The organism is Rhizobium sp. P43, assembly GCF_056730705.1.
Window position 1 is genome coordinate 3,032,832 of the sequence record NZ_CM161539.1, and the last position, 19,440, is coordinate 3,052,271.

At 62.2% G+C, this 19,440-nt stretch carries 15 protein-coding genes, 3 pseudogenes and 1 riboswitch; of the genes and pseudogenes, 7 read left to right on the forward strand and 11 right to left on the reverse strand.

Annotated features, from left to right (window positions below; all coding sequences use genetic code 11):
• The first annotated feature begins 79 nt into the window (after nucleotides 1-79).
• From AC1PUL_RS15190 to AC1PUL_RS15210, 5 genes are all read left to right on the forward strand, one after another.
• Nucleotides 80-1,096 (forward strand): substrate-binding domain-containing protein, encoded by a 1,017-nt coding sequence (locus AC1PUL_RS15190; protein ID WP_480464980.1) that lies wholly within the window; start codon nucleotides 80-82, stop codon nucleotides 1,094-1,096.
• A 90-nt stretch (nucleotides 1,097-1,186) separates the two neighbouring features.
• A complete protein-coding gene (locus AC1PUL_RS15195; protein ID WP_480464981.1) occupies nucleotides 1,187-2,653 on the forward strand; it encodes an ATP-binding cassette domain-containing protein in 1,467 nt (488 codons plus the stop codon).
• Nucleotides 2,650-3,597, forward strand: coding sequence for an ABC transporter permease (locus tag AC1PUL_RS15200; protein WP_480464982.1), 948 nt, complete (start codon nucleotides 2,650-2,652; stop codon nucleotides 3,595-3,597). Before AC1PUL_RS15195 ends, AC1PUL_RS15200 begins: the two co-directional genes overlap by 4 nt.
• Nucleotides 3,594-4,547 (forward strand): ABC transporter permease, encoded by a 954-nt coding sequence (locus tag AC1PUL_RS15205; RefSeq protein WP_480464983.1) that lies wholly within the window; start codon nucleotides 3,594-3,596, stop codon nucleotides 4,545-4,547. Before AC1PUL_RS15200 ends, AC1PUL_RS15205 begins: the two co-directional genes overlap by 4 nt.
• A 20-nt stretch (nucleotides 4,548-4,567) precedes the next feature.
• Nucleotides 4,568-5,479 (forward strand): SMP-30/gluconolactonase/LRE family protein, encoded by a 912-nt coding sequence (locus AC1PUL_RS15210; protein WP_480464984.1) that lies wholly within the window; start codon nucleotides 4,568-4,570, stop codon nucleotides 5,477-5,479.
• Nucleotides 5,480-5,498: 19 nt separating this feature from the next.
• Here AC1PUL_RS15210 and vapC read toward each other — a convergent pair whose 3' ends face one another.
• The 11 genes and pseudogenes from vapC to AC1PUL_RS15265 form a co-directional block, all read right to left on the reverse strand.
• The gene (gene vapC / locus AC1PUL_RS15215; RefSeq protein ID WP_480464985.1) at nucleotides 5,499-5,909 is read right to left on the reverse strand and encodes a type II toxin-antitoxin system tRNA(fMet)-specific endonuclease VapC; all 411 of its coding nucleotides are present in this window, start codon (nucleotides 5,907-5,909) and stop codon (nucleotides 5,499-5,501) included.
• A complete protein-coding gene (vapB, locus tag AC1PUL_RS15220; RefSeq protein ID WP_480464986.1) occupies nucleotides 5,909-6,139 on the reverse strand; it encodes a type II toxin-antitoxin system VapB family antitoxin in 231 nt (76 codons plus the stop codon). The genes vapC and vapB overlap by 1 nt, the downstream gene beginning before the upstream one ends.
• Before the next feature lie 101 nt (nucleotides 6,140-6,240).
• The gene (gene atzF, locus AC1PUL_RS15225; protein WP_480464987.1) at nucleotides 6,241-8,040 is read right to left on the reverse strand and encodes an allophanate hydrolase; all 1,800 of its coding nucleotides are present in this window, start codon (nucleotides 8,038-8,040) and stop codon (nucleotides 6,241-6,243) included.
• A pseudogene (locus AC1PUL_RS15230) lies at nucleotides 8,040-9,290 on the reverse strand (carboxyltransferase domain-containing protein); the annotation flags it as partial. The gene atzF and the pseudogene AC1PUL_RS15230, both read right to left, overlap by 1 nt.
• 146 nt (nucleotides 9,291-9,436) lie before the next feature.
• Nucleotides 9,437-11,762: pseudogene (locus AC1PUL_RS15235) on the reverse strand (5-oxoprolinase/urea amidolyase family protein); the annotation flags it as partial.
• Nucleotides 11,762-12,415 carry an urea amidolyase associated protein UAAP2 gene (locus tag AC1PUL_RS15240; protein WP_480464988.1) on the reverse strand — a complete coding sequence of 218 codons (654 nt, stop codon included), beginning with the start codon at nucleotides 12,413-12,415 and terminating at the stop codon, nucleotides 11,762-11,764. The gene AC1PUL_RS15240 and the pseudogene AC1PUL_RS15235, both read right to left, overlap by 1 nt.
• 14 nt (nucleotides 12,416-12,429) lie before the next feature.
• Nucleotides 12,430-13,257 carry an urea amidolyase associated protein UAAP1 gene (locus AC1PUL_RS15245; RefSeq protein ID WP_480464989.1) on the reverse strand — a complete coding sequence of 276 codons (828 nt, stop codon included), beginning with the start codon at nucleotides 13,255-13,257 and terminating at the stop codon, nucleotides 12,430-12,432.
• Nucleotides 13,258-13,261: 4 nt separating this feature from the next.
• Nucleotides 13,262-14,084, reverse strand: a pseudogene (locus AC1PUL_RS15250) (ABC transporter ATP-binding protein); the annotation flags it as partial.
• Nucleotides 14,081-14,899 carry an ABC transporter permease gene (locus AC1PUL_RS15255; protein WP_480464990.1) on the reverse strand — a complete coding sequence of 273 codons (819 nt, stop codon included), beginning with the start codon at nucleotides 14,897-14,899 and terminating at the stop codon, nucleotides 14,081-14,083. The pseudogene AC1PUL_RS15250 and the gene AC1PUL_RS15255, both read right to left, overlap by 4 nt.
• Nucleotides 14,900-14,971: 72 nt before the next feature.
• Nucleotides 14,972-16,045 carry a putative urea ABC transporter substrate-binding protein gene (locus AC1PUL_RS15260; protein ID WP_480464991.1) on the reverse strand — a complete coding sequence of 358 codons (1,074 nt, stop codon included), beginning with the start codon at nucleotides 16,043-16,045 and terminating at the stop codon, nucleotides 14,972-14,974.
• 75 nt (nucleotides 16,046-16,120) lie between these two features.
• Nucleotides 16,121-16,227, reverse strand: a riboswitch (guanidine-I (ykkC/yxkD leader).
• A gap of 292 nt (nucleotides 16,228-16,519) precedes the next feature.
• Nucleotides 16,520-17,419, reverse strand: a complete 900-nt coding sequence (locus AC1PUL_RS15265) for an SDR family oxidoreductase (protein WP_480468595.1) — start codon at nucleotides 17,417-17,419, stop codon at nucleotides 16,520-16,522.
• 128 nt (nucleotides 17,420-17,547) lie between these two features.
• Between AC1PUL_RS15265 and AC1PUL_RS15270 the strand changes: the two genes are divergently transcribed.
• Nucleotides 17,548-18,009 (forward strand): winged helix-turn-helix transcriptional regulator, encoded by a 462-nt coding sequence (locus tag AC1PUL_RS15270; protein WP_480464992.1) that lies wholly within the window; start codon nucleotides 17,548-17,550, stop codon nucleotides 18,007-18,009.
• 90 nt (nucleotides 18,010-18,099) lie between these two features.
• Entirely contained in the window at nucleotides 18,100-19,392 is a 1,293-nt protein-coding gene (locus AC1PUL_RS15275; RefSeq protein ID WP_480464993.1) for a pilus assembly protein, read from the forward strand.
• Nucleotides 19,393-19,440 lie beyond the last annotated feature (48 nt).

The following is a 19,440-nucleotide window of genomic DNA, read 5'->3' on the forward strand; positions in this document are numbered from 1 at the left end:
CGGGGAATTCAGACCGGGAGACGCCCGGCTGTTTGGAGGAAACCGGCACCAAGAGTGCCGGACAACAGGGAGTGAGATCATGAAGACCAGCAAGTACATTCTGGCGAGCGCGGCGCTGTGCCTTGTCGCCACATCCATGCCCGCAATGGCCGACACCTCGGGCAAAAAGATTGCCCTTTCGAACAATTATGCCGGCAATTCCTGGCGTCAGGCCATGCTGACCAGCTGGGAAAAGGTGACGGGTGAGGCGGTCAAGGCCGGACAGGTCGCAGCCGCCGACGCCTTCACCACCGCCGAAAACCAGGCGACCGAACAGGCAGCCCAGATCCAGAACATGATCCTGCAGGGCTATGACGCTATCGTCATCAACGCCGCTTCGCCGACCGCGCTGAACGGCGCCGTCAAGGAGGCCTGTGATGCCGGTATCATCGTCGTCTCATTCGACGGCATCGTCACCGAACCCTGCGCCTGGCGCATCGCCGTCGACTTTAAGGAAATGGGCCGCAGCCAGGTCGAATATCTCTCCGGCAAGCTGCCGCAGGGCGGCAACCTGCTCGAAATCCGCGGCCTTGCCGGCGTCTTCGTCGATGACGAGATTTCGGCCGGCATCCATGAAGGCGTGAAGCAGTTCCCGCAGTTCAAGATCGTTGGCTCCGTGCATGGCGACTGGGCGCAGGACGTGGCCCAGAAGGCAGTGGCCGGCATCCTGCCGAGCCTGCCGGAACTGGTCGGGGTCGTGACCCAGGGCGGCGACGGCTATGGTGCCGCCCAGGCGATTGCAGCCGCCAACCGTCCGATGCCCGTGATCGTCATGGGCAACCGCGAGGACGAGCTGAAGTGGTGGAAGGAACAGAAGGACGCAAACGGCTACGAGACCATGTCGGTGTCGATCGCGCCCGGCGTTTCCACGCTTGCCTTCTGGGTCGCCCAGCAGATCCTCGACGGCAAGGACGTCAAGAAGGATCTCGTCGTGCCCTTCCTGCGCATCGACCAGGATAACCTGGAAGCCAACCTGGCCAATACCCAGGCTGGCGGCGTTGCCAATGTCGAGTATTCGCTCGAAGATGCCCAGAAGGTGATCGCTTCCGCAAAGTGATCCCAAGGAAACCTCCCCGAGACCGTCCGGCCTTCGGGTCGGGCGGTTTCGGAGAGCCTATGTGCCTCATAAAGTGAAGAGTAGCTTCCCATGAATGCCATGCTCGATCCGGGCGGTGGACGCGCCGTCGTCAGCGTCACCGATGCGCGTGTACGTTTCGGCGCGGTCAAGGCGCTTGATGGCGTCACGCTGGAGATCGGTGCCGGCGAATGTGTCGGCCTGGTCGGCCACAATGGCGCCGGCAAATCGACCATCGTCAGCGTGATCAACGGAGGCCTCACCCCTCACGAGGGAAGCATCCGCTTCGGCCATAGTACGGCTGGCCATGGCATCAAGGCGGCGCGGGACGCCGGTATCCGCTGCGTTTTCCAGGAACTGTCGCTCTGCCCGAACCTGACCATCGTGGAAAACACCCGCGTCATGCATCGCAGCTTGAAAGGCTGGGGCTGGCGTAAGCGGGGTGCAGCTCTGATCGAAAGTAAGCTCGCGGAAATCTTTCCTGGCCATTCGATCGACTGCCACGAAGCCGTCGGCAATCTCACCATTGCCGAACGTCAGATGGTCGAGATCGCAATCACCTTCTGCGAGGTCGGCAGCCCCGTTCGCCTCGTCATTCTGGACGAGCCGACTTCCTCGCTCGATGCGCGGCTTGCCGAGCAACTGCTCGCCTATGTCGAGCGGTTTGTGCGCAGCGGCGGGTCAATCCTTTTCATCTCGCATATCCTCGGCGAGATCCTCTCTGTTGCCAGTCGCATCGTCGTTATGCAGGACGGCAAAGTGGTGACGCAACGTCCTGCCGAAGAGTTTTCTGAACATGGACTGATCGAGGCCATGGGCAGCGTCGTCAAGGCGCGCCAAGCCCGCCAGTCCGTTGATCGGGCAGCTGGGGAAGCCGTGCTCGCCGCTGCTCCGGTGCGCGGACGCGGGCTCCCCTTCCAGGCGATGAAAGGCGAGATCGTCGGCTTTGCCGGTCTCGGCGGCCATGGCCAGACGGACATGCTGGTCGGCCTGTTCGAGGCAAAGACCGGCAACTGGCTGCGGGCCAATGACCCGGCCGTGGCCTTCGTCGCCGGCGATCGCGCGGTCAACGGCACGTTCACGCTTTGGAGCATCTTGCGGAACCTCAGCATCGGCATCCTGCCGGATCTGTCGCGGCTGCAGACCCTGGATTTCGTCCGCGAGGAAACACTCGGCCAGACCTGGAAGGACCGGATCGGCATCCGCACCCCCGACATGGATAATCCGATCCTGTCGCTCTCGGGCGGAAACCAGCAGAAGGTTCTCTTCGCCCGGGCGCTTGCCAGCCGGGCACCGGTGGTTTTGATGGATGACCCGATGCGCGGCGTCGATTTCGGCACCAAGCAGGAGGTTTACGCCATCCTGCGCCAGGAGGCGGATGCCGGGCGGACCTTCGTCTGGTACTCGACCGAGATGGACGAGGTCTGCCTCTGCGATCGCGTCTATGTCTTCAACAATGGCAGCATCGTTGCCGAACTGAAAGGCGACGCGGTGACCGAAGAGAATATCCTGTCTGCGTCCTTCCAGGAGGCCGCATGACGAAGTTCTTCTCTTCCGAAGGTCTGCGCCTGCTGATCCCCGCCCTGTCGCTGGTCGGACTGCTCGCCGCCGTCTTCTATCTGCAGCCGCGCGCGATGAGTTATACGGGGCTCAACCTGCTGTTCAACCTAGCGGTCCCAATCGCGCTCGCGACGATCGCGCAGATGCTCATCATGACGGTCAACGACCTTGATCTATCGATGGGCACCTTCGTCAGCTTCGTCGCCTGCGTGACGGCAACCTTCCTGCAGTCGTCTCCGCTTATCGGCGTGCTCATCCTGATGGCAGCCATCGGAGTCTATGCTCTCATCGGCGTTATGATTCATCTAAGAGATCTGCCGTCGATCGTCGTGACACTCGGCATGAGCTTCGTCTGGGGCGGGCTTGCAGTCCTGATCCTACCGGCTCCCGGCGGTGAAGCGCCGGGCTGGATCCGTGCGATCATGACGGTCAAGCCACCGCTGCTTCCCATGGCGATCGTCGCCAGCATCCTGATCGCCGTTGTCAGCCACTATGTCATCATGCGCTCGTCCTTCGGGGTGGTGCTCCGTGGCGTGGGCGGCAACAGCCGTTCGGTTGCCCGGGCCGGATGGTCGATCATCGGCGCTCGGGCCGCAGTCTATGGTCTCGCCGGGTTCTTTGCGGTGCTCGCCGGTATGGCGCTGGTGGGGCTGACCACCTCAGCGGACGCCAATATCGCGCTCCGCTACACGCTGCTTTCAATCGCCGGCGTCATTCTCGGCGGCGGGCAATTCGTCGGCGGGCGTGTCTCGCCGATTGGTGCCGTCATCGGTGCGCTGACGCTGACGCTGGCCGGCTCCTTCCTTTCGTTCCTCCGGATTTCGCCGGACTGGCAGATTGGGGCACAGGGCGCGATCCTGATCCTGGTGCTGACGCTACGTCTTCTGCTCAATCGTGCCGAAGGCCGTAAGAGGAAAGCATGACACAGACACTTTCCACGCTCTTCTCGCGGACCTGGATCTGGTCGTTCATCGCAGCAGCCAGCGTCTTCCTAGTCACCATCGTCTTCACCGGCGGGGCAAGCACCGTCGGGCTCGCCCAGGCGGCCCTCACCTTCGGAGCCTTCTCGGTGCTCGTGGGTCTCGGGCAAATGCTGGTGATCACGCTTGGCCCTGGAAACATCGACCTCTCGGTTCCCGCCAACATGACACTTGCCGCGACCGTCTCGCTGAAGGTGATGAATGTCGAAAACAGCATGATCCTGACGGGGCTGCTGGTTGCCATCGCCATTGGGATCGCGATCGGGATCGGCAATTACGCGCTCATCAAGCTCCTCCGCATCCCGCCAATCATCGCGACCCTGTCGATGAGCTTCATCGTGCAGTCGACGGCCATCTGGACGAACCGGGGCCTGCGCATCAAGCCGCCGAGCTGGCTTGCCGACTTCACCACGGCCACCACGGCAGGCATCCCGAATGTCGCGCTCGTCGCCTTGGTGCTCTCCGTCATCGTCTGGTACGTCATCAACCGCACGGTCTATGGCCGCTCGATTGCCGCGATTGGCCAGAGCATCCGTGCTGCCCGCATGGCCGGCATTCCGATCGACGGCACGCGGCTCGTCACCTACCTGCTCTGCGCCGTGCTCGCTTCCCTATGCGGCTATCTGCTGGCCAGCTTCTCCGGTGGTGCGGCGCTCAACATGGGCACGGAATATCTGCTCATGTCGATCGCCGTCGTCGTGATCGGCGGGACAGCGGTTGCTGGCGGAAACTCGAATGTTCCGGGGATATGGGGCGCTTCACTCTTCATGTTCCTTGTCGTTTCGATGCTGAACACCTACGGCTTTGGCGCAGGCATTCGCCTCATTCTCACCGGTCTCATCATCATTGCCGTCATCATGCTGCCGACCACGCGCAGCGCCGGCAAAACCTGAAGCTCTGCCAGGATCGTCCCATGGAAAACCCGCATTACGAGATCCGCGACCCCCGCTTCCGCGACCTGCTCGTCTCCAGCGCCAGCCTGGATGAGCTTTACACCGGCTGCCGATGGGCCGAGGGTCCCGTCTGGTTCAACGATGGCGGCTATCTGCTGTTCAGCGACATTCCGAACGAACGCGTGTTGCGCTGGATCGAAGGTGTGGGCACCTCGGTCTATCGCGCGCCATCGCAATTCATCAACGGCAATACCCGTGACCGGGAGGGGCGGCTCGTGTCCTGCGAGCACGGCGGGCGCCGCGTCATCCGCACCGAGATCGACGGCACGATCACGACGCTTGCCGAACGCTACCAGGGCAAGCGGCTGAACTCGCCGAATGACGTGGTGGTGAAGTCGGACGGCAGCGTCTGGTTCAGCGACCCGTCCTACGGCATCCTCTCCGACTATGAGGGCTACAAGGCCGACGAGGAACAGGCGAGCCGCAATGTCTACCGGCTCGATCCTGCAACAGGCGAACTCACCGTCGCTGTCGACGATTTCCTGCAGCCGAACGGGCTTTGCTTCTCGCCGGACGAGCGCCTGCTCTACGTTGCCGATTCCGGCGCCAGCCACAAACCCGACGCGCCACGGTATATTCGCGTCTTCGATGTCACCGATGGCAAACGCCTGACGAATGGGCGGGTCTTTGCCCATATCGACAAGGGCATTCCCGACGGCATGCGAACGGATGTCGACGGAAACCTCTGGTCGAGCGCTGCCGACGGCGTGCACTGCTTCCATCCCGACGGCACGCTGCTCGGCAAGATCCTGGTGCCCCAGGCGGTTGCCAACCTGGCCTTCGGTGGTCCGCGCAGGAACCGCCTGTTCATCACGGCGTCGACCTCGCTCTATGCGATCTACACCGCAACACGGGGGGCTCAGGTGCCCTGAGGGGAGCTCAGCTGAATAGTTACGGTGCGCTTGTTGCCCAGTCTTCGACGCGAAGCCCCGGGACACGGTCGAATTCCCGGCGGTTGTTGGTCACGACGATCAGCCCACGCGAGCGTGCGTGGCCCGCGATCATCTGGTCATAAGGGCCAATCGGAGTGCCGCACTTCGCCAACTCTGCTCGCAACTGGCCTGTGTGACTGGCAGCGATCTCATCGTATGGGAGAACATCGAGGCGCGCTGCGAAACCCTCGATCACAGCCAGGTTGCGCTCCGGCGACACGGATTTCTCAGCCCCGTAAATCAGCTCCATCAGGCTCACAGCGCTGATGCACATCTGCCCGTGATGCCGGTTGAACACCTCGCGCATATGGGCGGGACGATTCTTCACCGTGAAGATGCAGATGTTGGTGTCGAGCATGTATTTGAGCATCAGAGCGCTTCCCGCTCCTGCTCTTCTGGCTGATCGCGATCGGTCATGTAGTCATGGGTTGCCGTCTCGCCCTCGAACCAGCTGTCCCAGATCTCGCCCGCCGGCGCGATGATCCGGGTGCGTCCCACGGCAACAATGTCGACGCGCTTCACATCATCCGGCAAGGCGACCGCCTTCGGTAGGCGGATGGCCTGGCTGCGATTGCTCTGAAACACGGCACCCTTTTCCATATCGCAACGCCCTCGCCATATACGGTGAACATATCCCACATTCTGGCATGGATGCGGGATATGTCAACGGGATATACCTTAAGCGGCCAGACGACCTGATATCACTTCCTCGACGCGATATAGGCGCGCCAGCCGCCGAGATCCGTGACTTCCTGCGCGCCCTTGATGGCATAGGGTTCGCAGAGGAAGCCGGACACCTGACTGCCGTCATCAAGCGTGACCTTGCCGATGCCGAGCGGTGCGGGGATGTTCTGGACGAAGCGGCCGAAGGCAGCAGGCGTGACCTTCCAGACCTCCACCTCCAGTCCCTTGCCGCCGAAGCCCGGCTCGCGGATCAGGCCCGGCTTGGGCGGCGTGGTGTTGGGCAGGACGAAGAGGCGGTAGTCGCCGGCCGTGCGGCAGGTCTTCACCAGCTTGCCGCCGGGGCCTGTCAGTTCGTGGTTGAGCGGCATGCCGGTCAGATGCGCGCCGACGACCATGATGGTGACGAGGCCGTCGTCGGGTTCGGCAACCTTGGAGGCTTCCGGCAGGGCTCTCGTCTTGTCCTTGCCCATGCCGGACTGGGCGGCTCGGTGCATGGCATCGGCAAAGGGGGCCAGCGCATCGTCTGAGAAGGAGGGGCCGAAGAAGGTGACGCCGCTGGGCAGACCATCCGAGCCAAAGCCGCCGGGCACGGCGATGGCCGCATAGCCGAAGAGATTGGCGAAGTTGGTGTAGCGACCGAAATGGCTGTTCTTGACGATCGGGTCTGCGAGCATCGCCTCAACCGTATAAGTCGTCGGCGAGGTCGGCAGCATCAGGACGTCGAGCTTTTCCCATTCGACAAGCGCCTTCTGGCGGAGATGGCCCAGCTTGTACTGGCCTTCGAAGGCCGCGACCGCGTCGTAACCCTTGGCACCTTCGATGATGGTGCGCACCGTCGGATCGAAATCATCGGCATTGGTGCCGATGAACTCCTTCACCGCTGCGAGACGCTCGGCAACCCAGGGGCCGTTGTAGAGCAGTTCGGCGGCCTGGCGGAAGGGCGCGTAGTCGAAGGGAACGATAACAGCGCCAAGCGACTTTGCCCGCTCGATAGCCTGATCGTAGAGGGTTTCAACAGCCTTGTTCCCGAAAAATTCGCGCTCGGGGCCTTCGAGGACGCCGATGCGCAGGCCTGAACCCGGCAGGGCCACTGGCGACGCCTTGCGGGAATAGGGATCACCCGCGTCATAGCCGTCCATCACCTTGCGGATCGTGACGCCATCGCCGACGGTCGCGGCAAAGACCGTGACGACATCGACACTGCGGCAGGCCGGCACGACGCCAACATTCGGCACGAGGCCCGGCGTTGGCTTGATACCGACGAGGTTGTTGAAGGCGGCGGGCACGCGACCGGAACCGGCGGTATCGGTGCCGAGCGCAAAGCTTGCAAGGCCGGCCGCAACCGTGACCGCCGAACCGGAGGAGGAGCCGCCGGAGACATAGGCGTTGTCGAAGACGGAGCGCGGCGCACCATAGGGCGAACGCGTGCCGTTCAGGCCCGTCGCGAACTGGTCGAGATTGGTCTTGCCGATGACGAGGGCACCAGCGGCCTTCAATCTGGCAACGACTGTTGCGTCCTTCTCCGGCTGATAGGCAAAGGCCGGGCAGGCTGCGGTGGTCGGCAGGCCGGAGACATCGATATTGTCCTTGGCGGCGAAGGGCACGCCCCAGAGCGGCAGACTGTTCGGCTCAGGTGCGCGCTCCATCAGGGCCTTTGCGGCTGCCCGCAAGTCATCATCCGGCGTCTGCGTGATGAAGACCGCCGGATCGTCGGAGGCCTTGCGGCGGGCGATCACCTCTTCGACGAGGTCGAGCGGGGTCAGCCCGCTGGCATAGGCGGCCTTCAGCGAAGCGAGATCTAGAATAGTCGGCAGCATTACAGATCCTCCAAGATGACCAGGACATCGCCGGCCTTGACATTGCGACCCGGCCCGGCACGCAGATCCCGGACTTTGCCGGCAGCATGGGCGGTGACGGTGATTTCCATTTTCATCGACTCGATGATGGCAAGCGTATCGCCAGCCTGCACGGACTGGCCATCTTCGACCAGCAATTTCCAGACATTGCCGGGTACGGCACTTTCCACCCCGAAGCAGCCTTCGGGAATATCGCCGCCGAGGCTTACCCCCGCGCCGTCATCCACCTGGAACGAGTCGAGCCCCTCGTCCTTCCAGCGCTTCCGCTCGGCCTCGAACGCCGCCTGCTGTCCCTGCTTGAAGGCGCCGATGCTCTCTGCATTGCGGGCCATCTCCGCCTCGTAATCGGCATAGGAGAAGGTGCCCTCGTCGATCCGGATCGGATAACCGCCATGCGGGAATGCGGCGCGGGCCTCCGTCAGTTCTTCGTGGGAGACGGGGAAGAAGCGGATCTGGTCGAAGAAATCGAGCAGCCATGGCTTGTCCTTGGCGAAGACATCCGTCTGGCGCCAGGTATTCCAGATCTGAATGGTGCGACCGAAGAGCTGATAGCCGCCCGGCCCTTCCATGCCGTAGATGCACATATAGGCACCGCCGATGCCGACGGCGTTTTCCGGCGTCCAGGTGCGGGCCGGATTGTACTTCGTCGTCACCAGCCGGTGGCGGGGATCGACGGGGGTGGCGACCGGCGCGCCGAGATAGACATCGCCGAGGCCCATAACGAGATAGGAGGCGTTGAAGATCGTGTCCTTCACCGCCTGGTCGTCGGCAAGCCCGTTGATGCGGCGGATGAACTCGATGTTCGACGGGCACCAGGGCGCATTGGGGCGCACGAGTTCCTGATACTTGCGCATGGCCAGTTCCGCATCCGGATCGTTCCAGGAGAGCGGCAGCCAGACGGTCCGGCTCGGCACCTTGACGGCGGAGGCCGGAGGCAAGCTTTTCTCGATCTCGGCTAGGGCGGCAAGGAGTTTAGAGCGCGACAGCACGGTGCTGTCGTAATGGATCTGCAGCGAGCGGATGCCGGGCGTCAGATCGATCAGGCCCTGAAGCCTCGCCTCCTTTACCGCCTGCATCAGCAGATGGACGCGCATGCGGATGCCGATATCGAGCTGCATCGGGCCGTATTCGACCAGCAGGTTGTCATCCCCCTGGCGGCGGTAGACGACGGGGATGGGGCCGGTATCGTTGGAGGCGAGGATGGGGGAGCCGATGGCGGAGTGCCGAGCCTTACCCCCCTCTGCCCTGCCGGGCATCTCCCCCACAAGGGGGGAGAGCGGCACGACGCCGGCCTCGCCCGAGACTGCAAAAGAGCTCACGTCCAATTCAACCGATGCGGCGGGCGAGACGGCTGCCTCCCCGCTCTCCCCCCTTGTGGGGGAGATGCCCGGCAGGACAGAGGGGGGTAAACCGGGCACGGAACCTGCGGAAAGGACACCATCAGCCTCACGCGCGACGGCATGGAACCGGATCTTATCCCCCGGCTTGAACTGGCCCATCTTCCACTGCTCGTCCCGGGCGATGACCGCCGGGCAGACGAAGCCGCCGAGGCTTGGGCCGTCGGGGCCGAGAATGATCGGCATGTCGCCGGTAAAGTCGATCGCGCCGATCGCATAGGCATTGTCATGCAGGTTGGAGGGGTGAAGCCCCGCCTCGCCGCCATCCGTGCGCGCCCATTTCGGGGCAGGGCCGATCAGGCGCACACCCGTACGCGCGGAGTTGAAATGCACCTCGTAAGGGGTCGAGAAGAGTGTCTCGATGTCTTCCTCAAGGAAAAAGTCGGGCGCGCCGTGGGGGCCGTAGAGCACGCCGACGGACCATTCGCGGGTCAGTTCCGGCGGTTCCGTTGCCAGCAGCACATCGGCCTGGTTCCGGCGGGCCAGCCGCAGCACATGGCCGGCCCGCAACGTGCCGGTGGCATTGCCGCCGAATTGGCCGAGGCCGAAAGTGGCGCGGGAGCCCATGACCAAGGGCGCATCGAAGCCGCCCGATACTGCAAGATAGGCGCGCTGGCCGGCACCGGTGATGCTGCCGATGGCCAGCGTCTGGCCGGCTTTCACCTGGACCGCCTGATTATGGGGCACCTCGACGCCGTCGAGCTTCATCGGCATTGCAGCTCCGGCGAGCGCGATCACGGTGTCGGAGAAGAATTTCAGCACCGGCCCGGAGACGGTGAGTTCCAGGGTCGCCGTATGATCGTGGTTCCCGACCAGCCGGTTGGCATGGCGGAAGGAGCGTTCGTCCATCGGGCCCGAGGGCGGGACACCGACATGCCAGAGGCCAAGGCGGCCCGGCAGTTCCTGGAGGCTCGACTGCGCGCCGGGGGCGATCACTTCGACGACATCGGGCACGAAGGCGAAATCCTTCAAGGCCGTGGTCGCAACATCACCGCTGCGGAACAGGTCGGAGGCGGCAATCGCCTTCAGATATTCGAGATTGGTCTCGATGCCCGCAAGCGAGGTTTTTTCAAGCGCGGAGGAGAGCGCCGCAATGGCCGTCTCGCGATCCGCGCCCGAGACGATGACCTTGGCCAGCATGGGATCATAGAAGGGCGTGACTTCGGTTCCCGTTTCCACCCAGCCGTCGACACGAATGCCCTCGGGGAAGACCACTTCCGTCAGCAGACCGGCACTCGGGCGGAAGCCGGCATGGGGCATTTCGGCATAGAGACGCGCCTCGATCGCGGCACCCTTCGGCACGAGGTTTTCCTTGCCCGTCAGCACATCTTCGCCGGCGGCCTGGCGGATCATCCATTCGACGAGGTCCACACCGAAGACGGCTTCCGTGACCGGATGCTCGACCTGCAGTCGGGTGTTCACCTCAAGGAAGTAGAATTCCTCGCGGGCGGGATCATAGATGAACTCGACGGTGCCGGCGGAGGCATACGCCACCTGCTCTCCAAGCGAGACGGCAGCGGCATGCAAGCGCTGGCGCACGGCATCGGACAGCCCGGGGGCCGGCGTTTCTTCGATGACCTTCTGGTTCCGGCGCTGCAGCGAGCAGTCGCGTTCACCGAGCGCAATCACTCTCCCCTTGCCATCGCCAAAGATCTGCACCTCGACATGGCGGGCCTTGGAGACGAAGCGTTCGAGATAGACGCGGGCGTCACCGAAGCTGGATTTTGCCGTGCGCTGGACCGTGTCGAAGGCTGCGGCAAGCGCCTCCGCACCTTCGCAGAGCTGCATGCCGATACCGCCGCCGCCGGCTGTCGACTTCAGCATCACCGGATAGCCGATCTGCTCCGCTGCGGAGAGCGCCTCTTCCCGGCTGTCGAGCAGGCCGGAGCCGGGTAGCAGCGGCACGCTGCTCGCCTTGGCCAGTTCGCGGGCTGTGTGTTTCAGGCCGAAGGCGGAGATATTGTCCGGCGTCGGACCGATAAAGGTGATGCCTTCCGCCTTCAGCCGTTCGGCAAAACCGATATTCTCCGAGAGGAAGCCATAGCCGGGATGCACGGCTTGCGCACCCGTCTGACGGCATGCGGCAATGACCGCGTCGACGTTCAGGTAGCTTTCGCTGGCGGGTGCGGGGCCGAGGCGCACCGCCTCGTCGGCCATTAGCACGGGTTTCGAAAAGCGGTCGGCATCGGAATAGACCGCAACGCTTGCGATCCCCATCTTTCGAAGCGTCTTGATGACGCGCACGGCGATCTCGCCGCGATTGGCAATCAGAACCTTGTTGAACATCAGGCCGCCTCGTCATCCCAGACGAGCACCCGGATCGGCGTGGGATCGAAGCCGTTGCAGGGGTTGTTGATCTGCGGGCAATTGGAAATGACGAGCAGTACGTCCATCTCCGCCTTCAGCTCGACATAGTCGCCGGGGGCGGAAATGCCGTCCACGATGGTCATTTCGCCTGAGGGTTCGATCGGCACATTCATGAAGAAATTGATGTTCGGCACCACGTCCCGCTTGCTCATGCCATGTTTGGAAACTTCGATGACGAAGTTGTCGCGGCAGGCATGCAGGTATTTCGTGTAGTGGCCGAAGCGGACCGTGTTGCTCTCGCAGGAGCATGCGCCGGCAGAGGTATCGTGCCGTCCGCAGCTATCGGCGGTCACCGTCAACATCACCCGGCCTTCGTTGGAGATCACCTTGGTGCCGGTCGAGATATAGGCCGCCCCCTGTTCGCGCATGGTGTCCTGGCTGGAATAGCGCTCGGAAAAATCATGGGCGTTGTAGAAGAGCGTATCGACGGCCTGCTGGCCATAGGTGTCCTCGATGCGCACCACCTGACCCTTTTTGATGAAGGTCGAGAAGGGCGCTTCGGCAGCGATATAGTGATCCTGCGCGGTGTTGGAGGGTGTGCGGGCGCGAGAGGTCTGGATGAAATGGGTCATGATCGCCTCTCCTCTCACAGGGCCGCAAAAGCGTTGTTTTCAAAGCCACGGATGGCTTCTGCAGTCGCGGTCCGGCACAGATCATCCGCCGCCGGCTCGATTGCGGCGATCCTGAGGATGTTGACGGGATTGGGGGCGTAGACCGGGTTCGGATCGAGCGGGTGCGGGCAGTTGGAAAAGCCGACGATCATGTCCATCTCGGCACGCAGATCGACATAGTCGCCATCGGATACGAGATCCGGTTTCCACTCGAATTTGCCATCGGCATCGACACAGACGGGTGCGAACAGGGCGAGAGCTGCCGGAATGTCGCGCTTGTCGAGGCCTGATTTGGTGGCGATCAGCACGAAGTTGTCGCGGGTGTTGCGCAGTGCCGGACCGTTCTGTCCGGCATATTTCTTCGCGTTCGATGAAGCTGTCGAGCCACCCATCAGAACGTCATGGGCGCCGGAGCTGTCCTCGGTGATCGAGAACATGACCTTGCCCATGTCGGAGAAGATGACACGCCCCTTTCCAAGCCCGGTGGTCCACTGCACCTTGACGGTATCAGGCAGGTTCATGCGCTCCGTCGGGTCCTCGGCATTCCAGGCGACGACCGATACGGTTGAAACACCTTCGTCGAGCGCGATGCGCAGCGTCTCGTTGGCCTTGACGCGGGTCCACCAGTACCAGCCGCCGGGCAACTTTTCCTGGTGCATAATCTTGTCGGCAGCAATTGCGGGTGCGGGCTTTGCGCTCTTGGGCGGCAGCGCCTTCGGTGCGAATTCCAGCCCCTTCTTCTGATGCTCCTCGTAGCGCGCCCGGTTGGCGGCGATCTCTTCGGGGGAACGTCGGATATGCATTGTCATCTCCAGTGGTTTCGTTGGCCGGGTCGTCCCGGCTATTGACCCTGTGAAGAGACCGGGCCGTCCCGGTCGGGGCGAAAGAGGGAGGCCTCGCCCGCCTTGCGGGGTGGCCAGATGGCGATGTCGCGGGTGATCGTCGCGCCGTAGCGGAGCTTTTCCTCCGGGCGGTCGCGGGGACGCTCGAAGGCAACGACGCGGGTCGCCAGCGTGAAGGCCTCGCGCATGTCATGGGTGACCATGACGACGGTCATCGGCGCCTCATGCCAGAGCTTCTTCATCAGCGTGTGGATCTCGGCGCGGATGCCGGGGTCGAGCGCGCCGAAAGGTTCGTCGAGCAGCAGCACCTTGGGTCGCATGATGAGCGCCTGGGCGAGCGCCAGTCGCTGCTGCATGCCGCCGGAAAGTTGGGCCGGATACTTGTCCTCTGAGCCGGCAAGCCCAACCGCCGCGATCATCGCGCGGGCTTCGTCCTCGACCGCGCGCTTCGCGGCGCCAAACAGGCGGGCGGCAAAGCGCGAGGCCTTGAGCTCCTTGCCGAGCATGACATTGCCGAGCACGGTCAGGTGCGGAAAAACGGAGTAGCGCTGGAAGACGACGCCGCGGTCCGGTCCCGGCTCTTTCGGCAGGGCCAAACCATCGAGCAGGATCTCACCCTTGGTCTGGCGCTCCTGGCCGAGCAGCAGGCGCAGGAAGGTGGACTTGCCGCAACCGGACGGGCCGACCAGCGCGACGAAGGCTCTCGATTCGATCTCGATCGAGACATTCTCCAGCACGATCTGGTCGCCATATTCCTTCCAGAGGTTCTTTATGGACAGCGCGCTCATTTGCCCTTCTCCAGTTCGGACCAGGGGAAGACGGCGATGCGCAGGCGATCGAGCAGGATGTCGGTGAGGATCGCGAGCAGCGTGATCCAGAGGACATAGGGGAAGATGACGTCCATCGAGAGATAGCGACGGACGAGGAAGATGCGGTAGCCAAGGCCGCTGTCGGAGGAGATCGCTTCGGCCGCGATCAGGAAGAGCCAGGCGGGGCCAAGCTGCAGGCGGAGCGTGGTGATCAGGCGCGGCAAGATCTGCGGCAGCACCACACGCAACGCGATCTGCCAGGAGGAGGCTGATAGCGTTTCGGCCTTCACGATCATCTCGCGCGGTAGCGAGGTCGCAGTCAGGGCCAGATCACGGATCATGATTGGCGCGACACCGATGACGATCAGTGCAATCTTCGACGCCTCGCCGAGCCCCACGACGATGAAGAGGATCGGCAGCAGCGCCAGCGGCGGGACCATGGAGATGGCACCGACGAAGGGAGAGAGACCTGCCCGTGCATAGGGCAGGATGCCGATGACGAGGCCGAGGAGCAGCGCGATCGCGGTGGCGATACCAAGCCCGGCAAAGAGGCGCCCCAGGCTCGCCCAGGTATCCGACCAGAGCAGGTATTCGCCGGTTCTGACGTCAGCCGTAAAGGCCATCCGATTGACACCCTCCCAGAGGGCAGCGAAGCCGGGCAGCAGCTTGTCGTTCGGGTTTTCGGCGAGCCGTTCGGCTGAGCCGATCATGTAGGCGCCGAGCACCAGCACGAAGGGCAGGAGCACGAGCGTCAGGCGCGCGCCATTTCCAGGATGAGCATTGATCCAGCGCATCGACCACTCCAGGATTTCAGGGAGGCGGGAGCCGCCCGGGCGACATCGTCAACCGGGCGGCATGGATCTGCCTCAGAGCGCGCCCTTGGCGGCCGCGTCCATGTAGGTGGTGGTGAAGCGGAACTTGACGTTCTCCTTGTCCCCAAGAACCGTACCGTCAGCCAGCTCTATGCCGATGACATCGGCAGAGGGCGCGCCGCTGCCGAGAAGCCCCTTTTCGAAGAGGAAGTTGCGGACAAGGTCCATGGTCTTGGACAGATCAGGCGAGGCTGTGAAAGCCACCGCATCGGCCGGCTTGTCGAAGAGCTTGGTGGCAGCCATCTGGGCTTCGAAGCCGGCGAGATCCGTTCCGGATGCCGTGCCCATCGCGGTACGGGCTGCCTTGCCCTCTTCGGTATCGGCGGTCATCACGGCCATTGTGTCGTACCAGATGCCGACCAGCGCCTTGCCGAAGTCAGGGTTATCCTTCAGCACCTCGGTGTTGGCCACCATCAGGTCGATAATCTCCCCCGGGATCTGCGAACTATCGAAGACCTTTTTCGCGGAGGCGTCTTCCAGGATGGAGGAGACCAGCGGATTCCAGGTCACGACAGCGGTCACGTCAGGCGTCTGGTAGGCGGCGACCATATCGGCATCCGAGGTGTTGACCACCTTCACATCGCGCTCAGAGGAGCCGATGCTTTCGAGCGCGCGGGCGAGCAGATAATGGGAGACGGAGAACTCGACGAGATTGACGTTCTGGCCCTTCACATCCTCGAGCTTATCCTTGCCCTTGAGGATCAGCGCGTCGTTGCCGTTCGAAAAGTCGCCGACGATGACGGCGGTCGTGTCGACGCCTCCGGCAGCGGGGATCGACAGGCCATCCATGTTGGTGAGCGTCACCGCATCAAAGGCACCGGCGGTATACTGGTTCATCGATTCCACGTAGTCGTTGAACTGCGTGACTTCGATGTTGATGCCGTATTTGTCGGACCACTTCTTCACGATGCCGGTGTCATTGGCATAGCCCCAGGGCATCCAGCCGACATAGATCGACCAGGCGACCTTGAAGTCCTTTTTCGGTGCGGCTTCGGCCGGTGTCATCTGGCTTAAGGCGAGAGCGCCCGCCAGTGCGGTGATCGACAGGAGTGTCTTGACAGTCTGCATGTAGAAATTCCCCTTTTGCGTCTTCGAAAAGGGATCGGCATGGACCATCGCGCCGCCAATCCCTTGGCTTACGAGGTCTCCCGGGCTTTTGTCCCGCCGTGCACCCGATGGGATGTCTCTCCATCGGGAGCCGCTCTCGGACCAGCCACGCATACTGCGCCGGAACCCTAGCGGCTAACTCGAAGACTGAGAGAGCAAGGCGTGTGCCAAGTCGATGAATCGCGGCATCCGCAGGATTATGCGCCCCGTTTTGCCTGAGCACGCCGGCTAAATGCATTTCTCGCGGGCAGATATGCCTGCGAAACAGGCAATCCCAACAGGTGCTGCAGATATCGACATCCGTAAGAAAAAACGAAACCGCCCGTTCGGGGGAACGGGCGGCCGCGCGGCCATGCCATCTGTGGGGAATGGCATCACCGCACCGGCCTGGCGGAGGCCGATCGGCGATGTCGAGATCGTCCTGCGTTCAATGGATCATGGAATCATGGACTTGAGCACAGGAGCCTGGCTCTTCATCCATGCTTCGAAGCTCTGCGGCTCGCGACCTGTCAACGCCTTGAAGTCGCCGGTGATGCGCGCAAGTCCGCCACTTCCAATCATTGTGTCTACCGAGGCGAAAACACGCGCAACCGGCTCAGGCATGCCTGCACCGACCATCCCCTGTACGAGGCCTTCCAGAGGAACATCGACAACCGTGATCTGTTTGCCGGCTGCGTCCGAGATGAGCGCTGCCATTTCGCGATGGGTGTAGGAAGAGGCGCCGGTCAGGGTGTAAACGGTCTTGCCGTTTCCGGCAGAAACGAGCGCGGCTGCAACGGCTTGACCAACATCGTCGCGTGCGATGTGCGCGACCTTGCCGTCGCCCGCCGCAGAATACCAGTGTCCGGAGGCAAGCGCGGGGCCGGCGCTCATCATGATGTTTTCAAAATACCAGTTGTTTCGAATGATGGTCCATGCCGGGATCGTGCTTGCTTCGATGGCGGCTTCCGTCCCTTCATGATCCGGCGCGAAAAGAAGCGGAGAATTGGCCGGCTCAGGCATAGACGTATAGAGGATATGCTGAACGCCGGCTTTTTCGGCAGCCGCCACGGCAGCGCGATGCTGAACAAGCCGATGCCCCGGACGGTCAAGGGTATCGGTGCTAATGATCAGAACCTTCTGAGCTTCAGCAAATGCCGCTTCCATGGACGCCGCGTCGTCGAAATCGACCCGTCGCAGCAGAACGCCCTTCGCGCCCAGCTCCGCCAGTTGTTCCGGCTTTCGGCTCGCCGCTATGATATCGCTTGGGGCCACGCCCGAAGTCTCAAGAAGATGATGAACAACACGCTGGCCAAGCTGGCCCGATGCGCCGGTGACGAGATACTTTGCTGTCATTTCCATTCCTTTTCAGGTGCCCTAGAACTTTAGGGCTGGTTTAAATTTCAGAGTAGGTCTAAAGAACAGATCTAGCTTTTGCCGTAAAGTAGGCAGTTTTTTAGAACCAGGTTCTGAGGACGGTACCGATGACAGCCCATGTGAAGACGAACGTCGATTACAGCGCCGCGATCCAGGAGATCCGGGCGATGATTGAAGCACCGGCGAACACGGTCTTCGACGCAAACAATTGTCCGGTCCGCGACGTCTTCTCTCATATCGGAGACAAATGGGCGTCGCTCATTCTCCAGACACTCGGCTACAAGCCGCACAGATTTGGGGAATTGCGGCGCGCGATCCCGGACATTTCACAGGCTATGCTGACCGGTACGCTCCGTAGCCTGCAGCGGGACGGGCTGGTGCATCGCGAAGTGTTCCCCACCCAGCCACCGAGTGTCGAGTATCGCCTGACTGAGCTTGGGGAATCCCTGCTCGGGCCGGTTGCCGCCCTCGTTGTCTGGACAGCCCAACATCATGGACGCATCCGGGAAGCACGTGCTGTTTATGACCAGGAGAACCCGGCGATCAAGAAAAAGGTGAGCGCAGCCTAGAGCCGGGCATGAGGATTTCGGTAACCACGATGATGAACGAATTTTAGGGATTAGCCCCGTATTCTTATCCCTCAGTATTGGGGATAATCCATGTTCAGAAGCTTTCTCAGCGATCGTAGCGGTAATTTTGGCGTGCTGACGGCGCTTCTCCTGGTTCCCGTTATCGGTGTTGCGGGTGTCGCGCTTGACGTCAGCAATGCGCTCATGGTGCGCTCGACGCTGCAGGCAGCTGCCGATGCAGCAGCCCTAGCTGCGGTATCGGAGACATCTGCCGGCGTCGCGCAGGCCCTGCAAATGCAATCCGATGGCCAGCTGTCGGCCGCTATCGCCGATGCGAAGAAGGTTTTCCTTGGGCACGCAAAAATGTCCGAGGACTATAAGCTCAAGAATTTCGACGTCGATGTGGTCAAGACAGGGACACAGCTGAAGGCTGTTTTCACGTTCGATGCGACTGTACCGACCACACTTGCACGTGTCCTCGGTCGGGCTGATGTGACCGTTTCAGGCAGGGCTGAGGCCGTATTCCAGACCGACACCTTCCGCGACTTCTACCTGCTTCTCGACAACACGCCTTCGATGGGGGTCGGCGCCACGCCTGCGGACGTTGCGACGATGGTGAACAATACCAGTGACGAGTGTGCCTTTGCCTGCCACATCGTCAATCAGGGCGTCGAGGACAAAAACAGCTACTATTATCTCGCCAAGAGCCTTGGCGTGACAATCCGTATTGACGTCGTGGCCAAGGCAACAGCAGCCTTGATGGACACCGCCAAAAAGACGCGTCGGAGCGCCAACCAGTTCCGGATGGCGGTCTACACCTTCGGCGAACGGGCGGAAGACACAAAGCTTCTCGAGGTTTCAGCGCTTACCGACAAACTTGACCAGGTTCAGGCGAAAGCATCGAAGATCGGGCTCATGTCGATCCCATGGCAAGGCTATGACAACGACCAGCAAACCGATTTTGACCGCGCCTTGAAGAATATCGGCGCTTTGATGGGGAGTTCTGGCACCGGCGCCTCCGCCGGCGATCCGGAGAAGGTCCTCTTCTTTGTCTCGGATGGCGTGGGCGACTCCTACAAGCCCAACAGCTGCACGAAGAAAACCACCAACGGACGTTGCCAGGAGCCGATCGATACGACGCAGTGTGAGGAACTGAAAAAGAAGGGATACCGGATCGCGGTTCTCTACACGACCTATCTGCCGCTGCCCACCAATGACTGGTACAAAAAATGGATTAGCCCATTCCAGTCCGAGATCCCGACGCGCATGCAGTCCTGCGCCTCGCCAGGCCTTTACTTTGAGGTAAGCCCAAGCGAGGGCATTACAAACGCGATGAACGCCTTGTTCCTGAAGATCGTCAGCACCCCGCGCATGTCGAGCTGAGCCCCCTTGGGTTCTGACTCTCGCCTGTCAACATCAGGAAGAATGGGC

Coding starts and splice junctions, on each gene's coding strand:
- AC1PUL_RS15190 (WP_480464980.1), top strand. CDS start 80: ATGAAGACCAGCAAGTACATTCTGGCGAGCGCGGCGCTGTGCCTTGTC.
- AC1PUL_RS15195 (WP_480464981.1), top strand. CDS start 1,187: ATGAATGCCATGCTCGATCCGGGCGGTGGACGCGCCGTCGTCAGCGTC.
- AC1PUL_RS15200 (WP_480464982.1), top strand. CDS start 2,650: ATGACGAAGTTCTTCTCTTCCGAAGGTCTGCGCCTGCTGATCCCCGCC.
- AC1PUL_RS15205 (WP_480464983.1), top strand. CDS start 3,594: ATGACACAGACACTTTCCACGCTCTTCTCGCGGACCTGGATCTGGTCG.
- AC1PUL_RS15210 (WP_480464984.1), top strand. CDS start 4,568: ATGGAAAACCCGCATTACGAGATCCGCGACCCCCGCTTCCGCGACCTG.
- vapC (WP_480464985.1), bottom strand. CDS start 5,909: ATGCTCAAATACATGCTCGACACCAACATCTGCATCTTCACGGTGAAG.
- vapB (WP_480464986.1), bottom strand. CDS start 6,139: ATGGAAAAGGGTGCCGTGTTTCAGAGCAATCGCAGCCAGGCCATCCGC.
- atzF (WP_480464987.1), bottom strand. CDS start 8,040: ATGCTGCCGACTATTCTAGATCTCGCTTCGCTGAAGGCCGCCTATGCC.
- AC1PUL_RS15240 (WP_480464988.1), bottom strand. CDS start 12,415: ATGACCCATTTCATCCAGACCTCTCGCGCCCGCACACCCTCCAACACC.
- AC1PUL_RS15245 (WP_480464989.1), bottom strand. CDS start 13,257: ATGCATATCCGACGTTCCCCCGAAGAGATCGCCGCCAACCGGGCGCGC.
- AC1PUL_RS15255 (WP_480464990.1), bottom strand. CDS start 14,899: ATGCGCTGGATCAATGCTCATCCTGGAAATGGCGCGCGCCTGACGCTC.
- AC1PUL_RS15260 (WP_480464991.1), bottom strand. CDS start 16,045: ATGCAGACTGTCAAGACACTCCTGTCGATCACCGCACTGGCGGGCGCT.
- AC1PUL_RS15265 (WP_480468595.1), bottom strand. CDS start 17,419: ATGACAGCAAAGTATCTCGTCACCGGCGCATCGGGCCAGCTTGGCCAG.
- AC1PUL_RS15270 (WP_480464992.1), top strand. CDS start 17,548: ATGACAGCCCATGTGAAGACGAACGTCGATTACAGCGCCGCGATCCAG.
- AC1PUL_RS15275 (WP_480464993.1), top strand. CDS start 18,100: ATGTTCAGAAGCTTTCTCAGCGATCGTAGCGGTAATTTTGGCGTGCTG.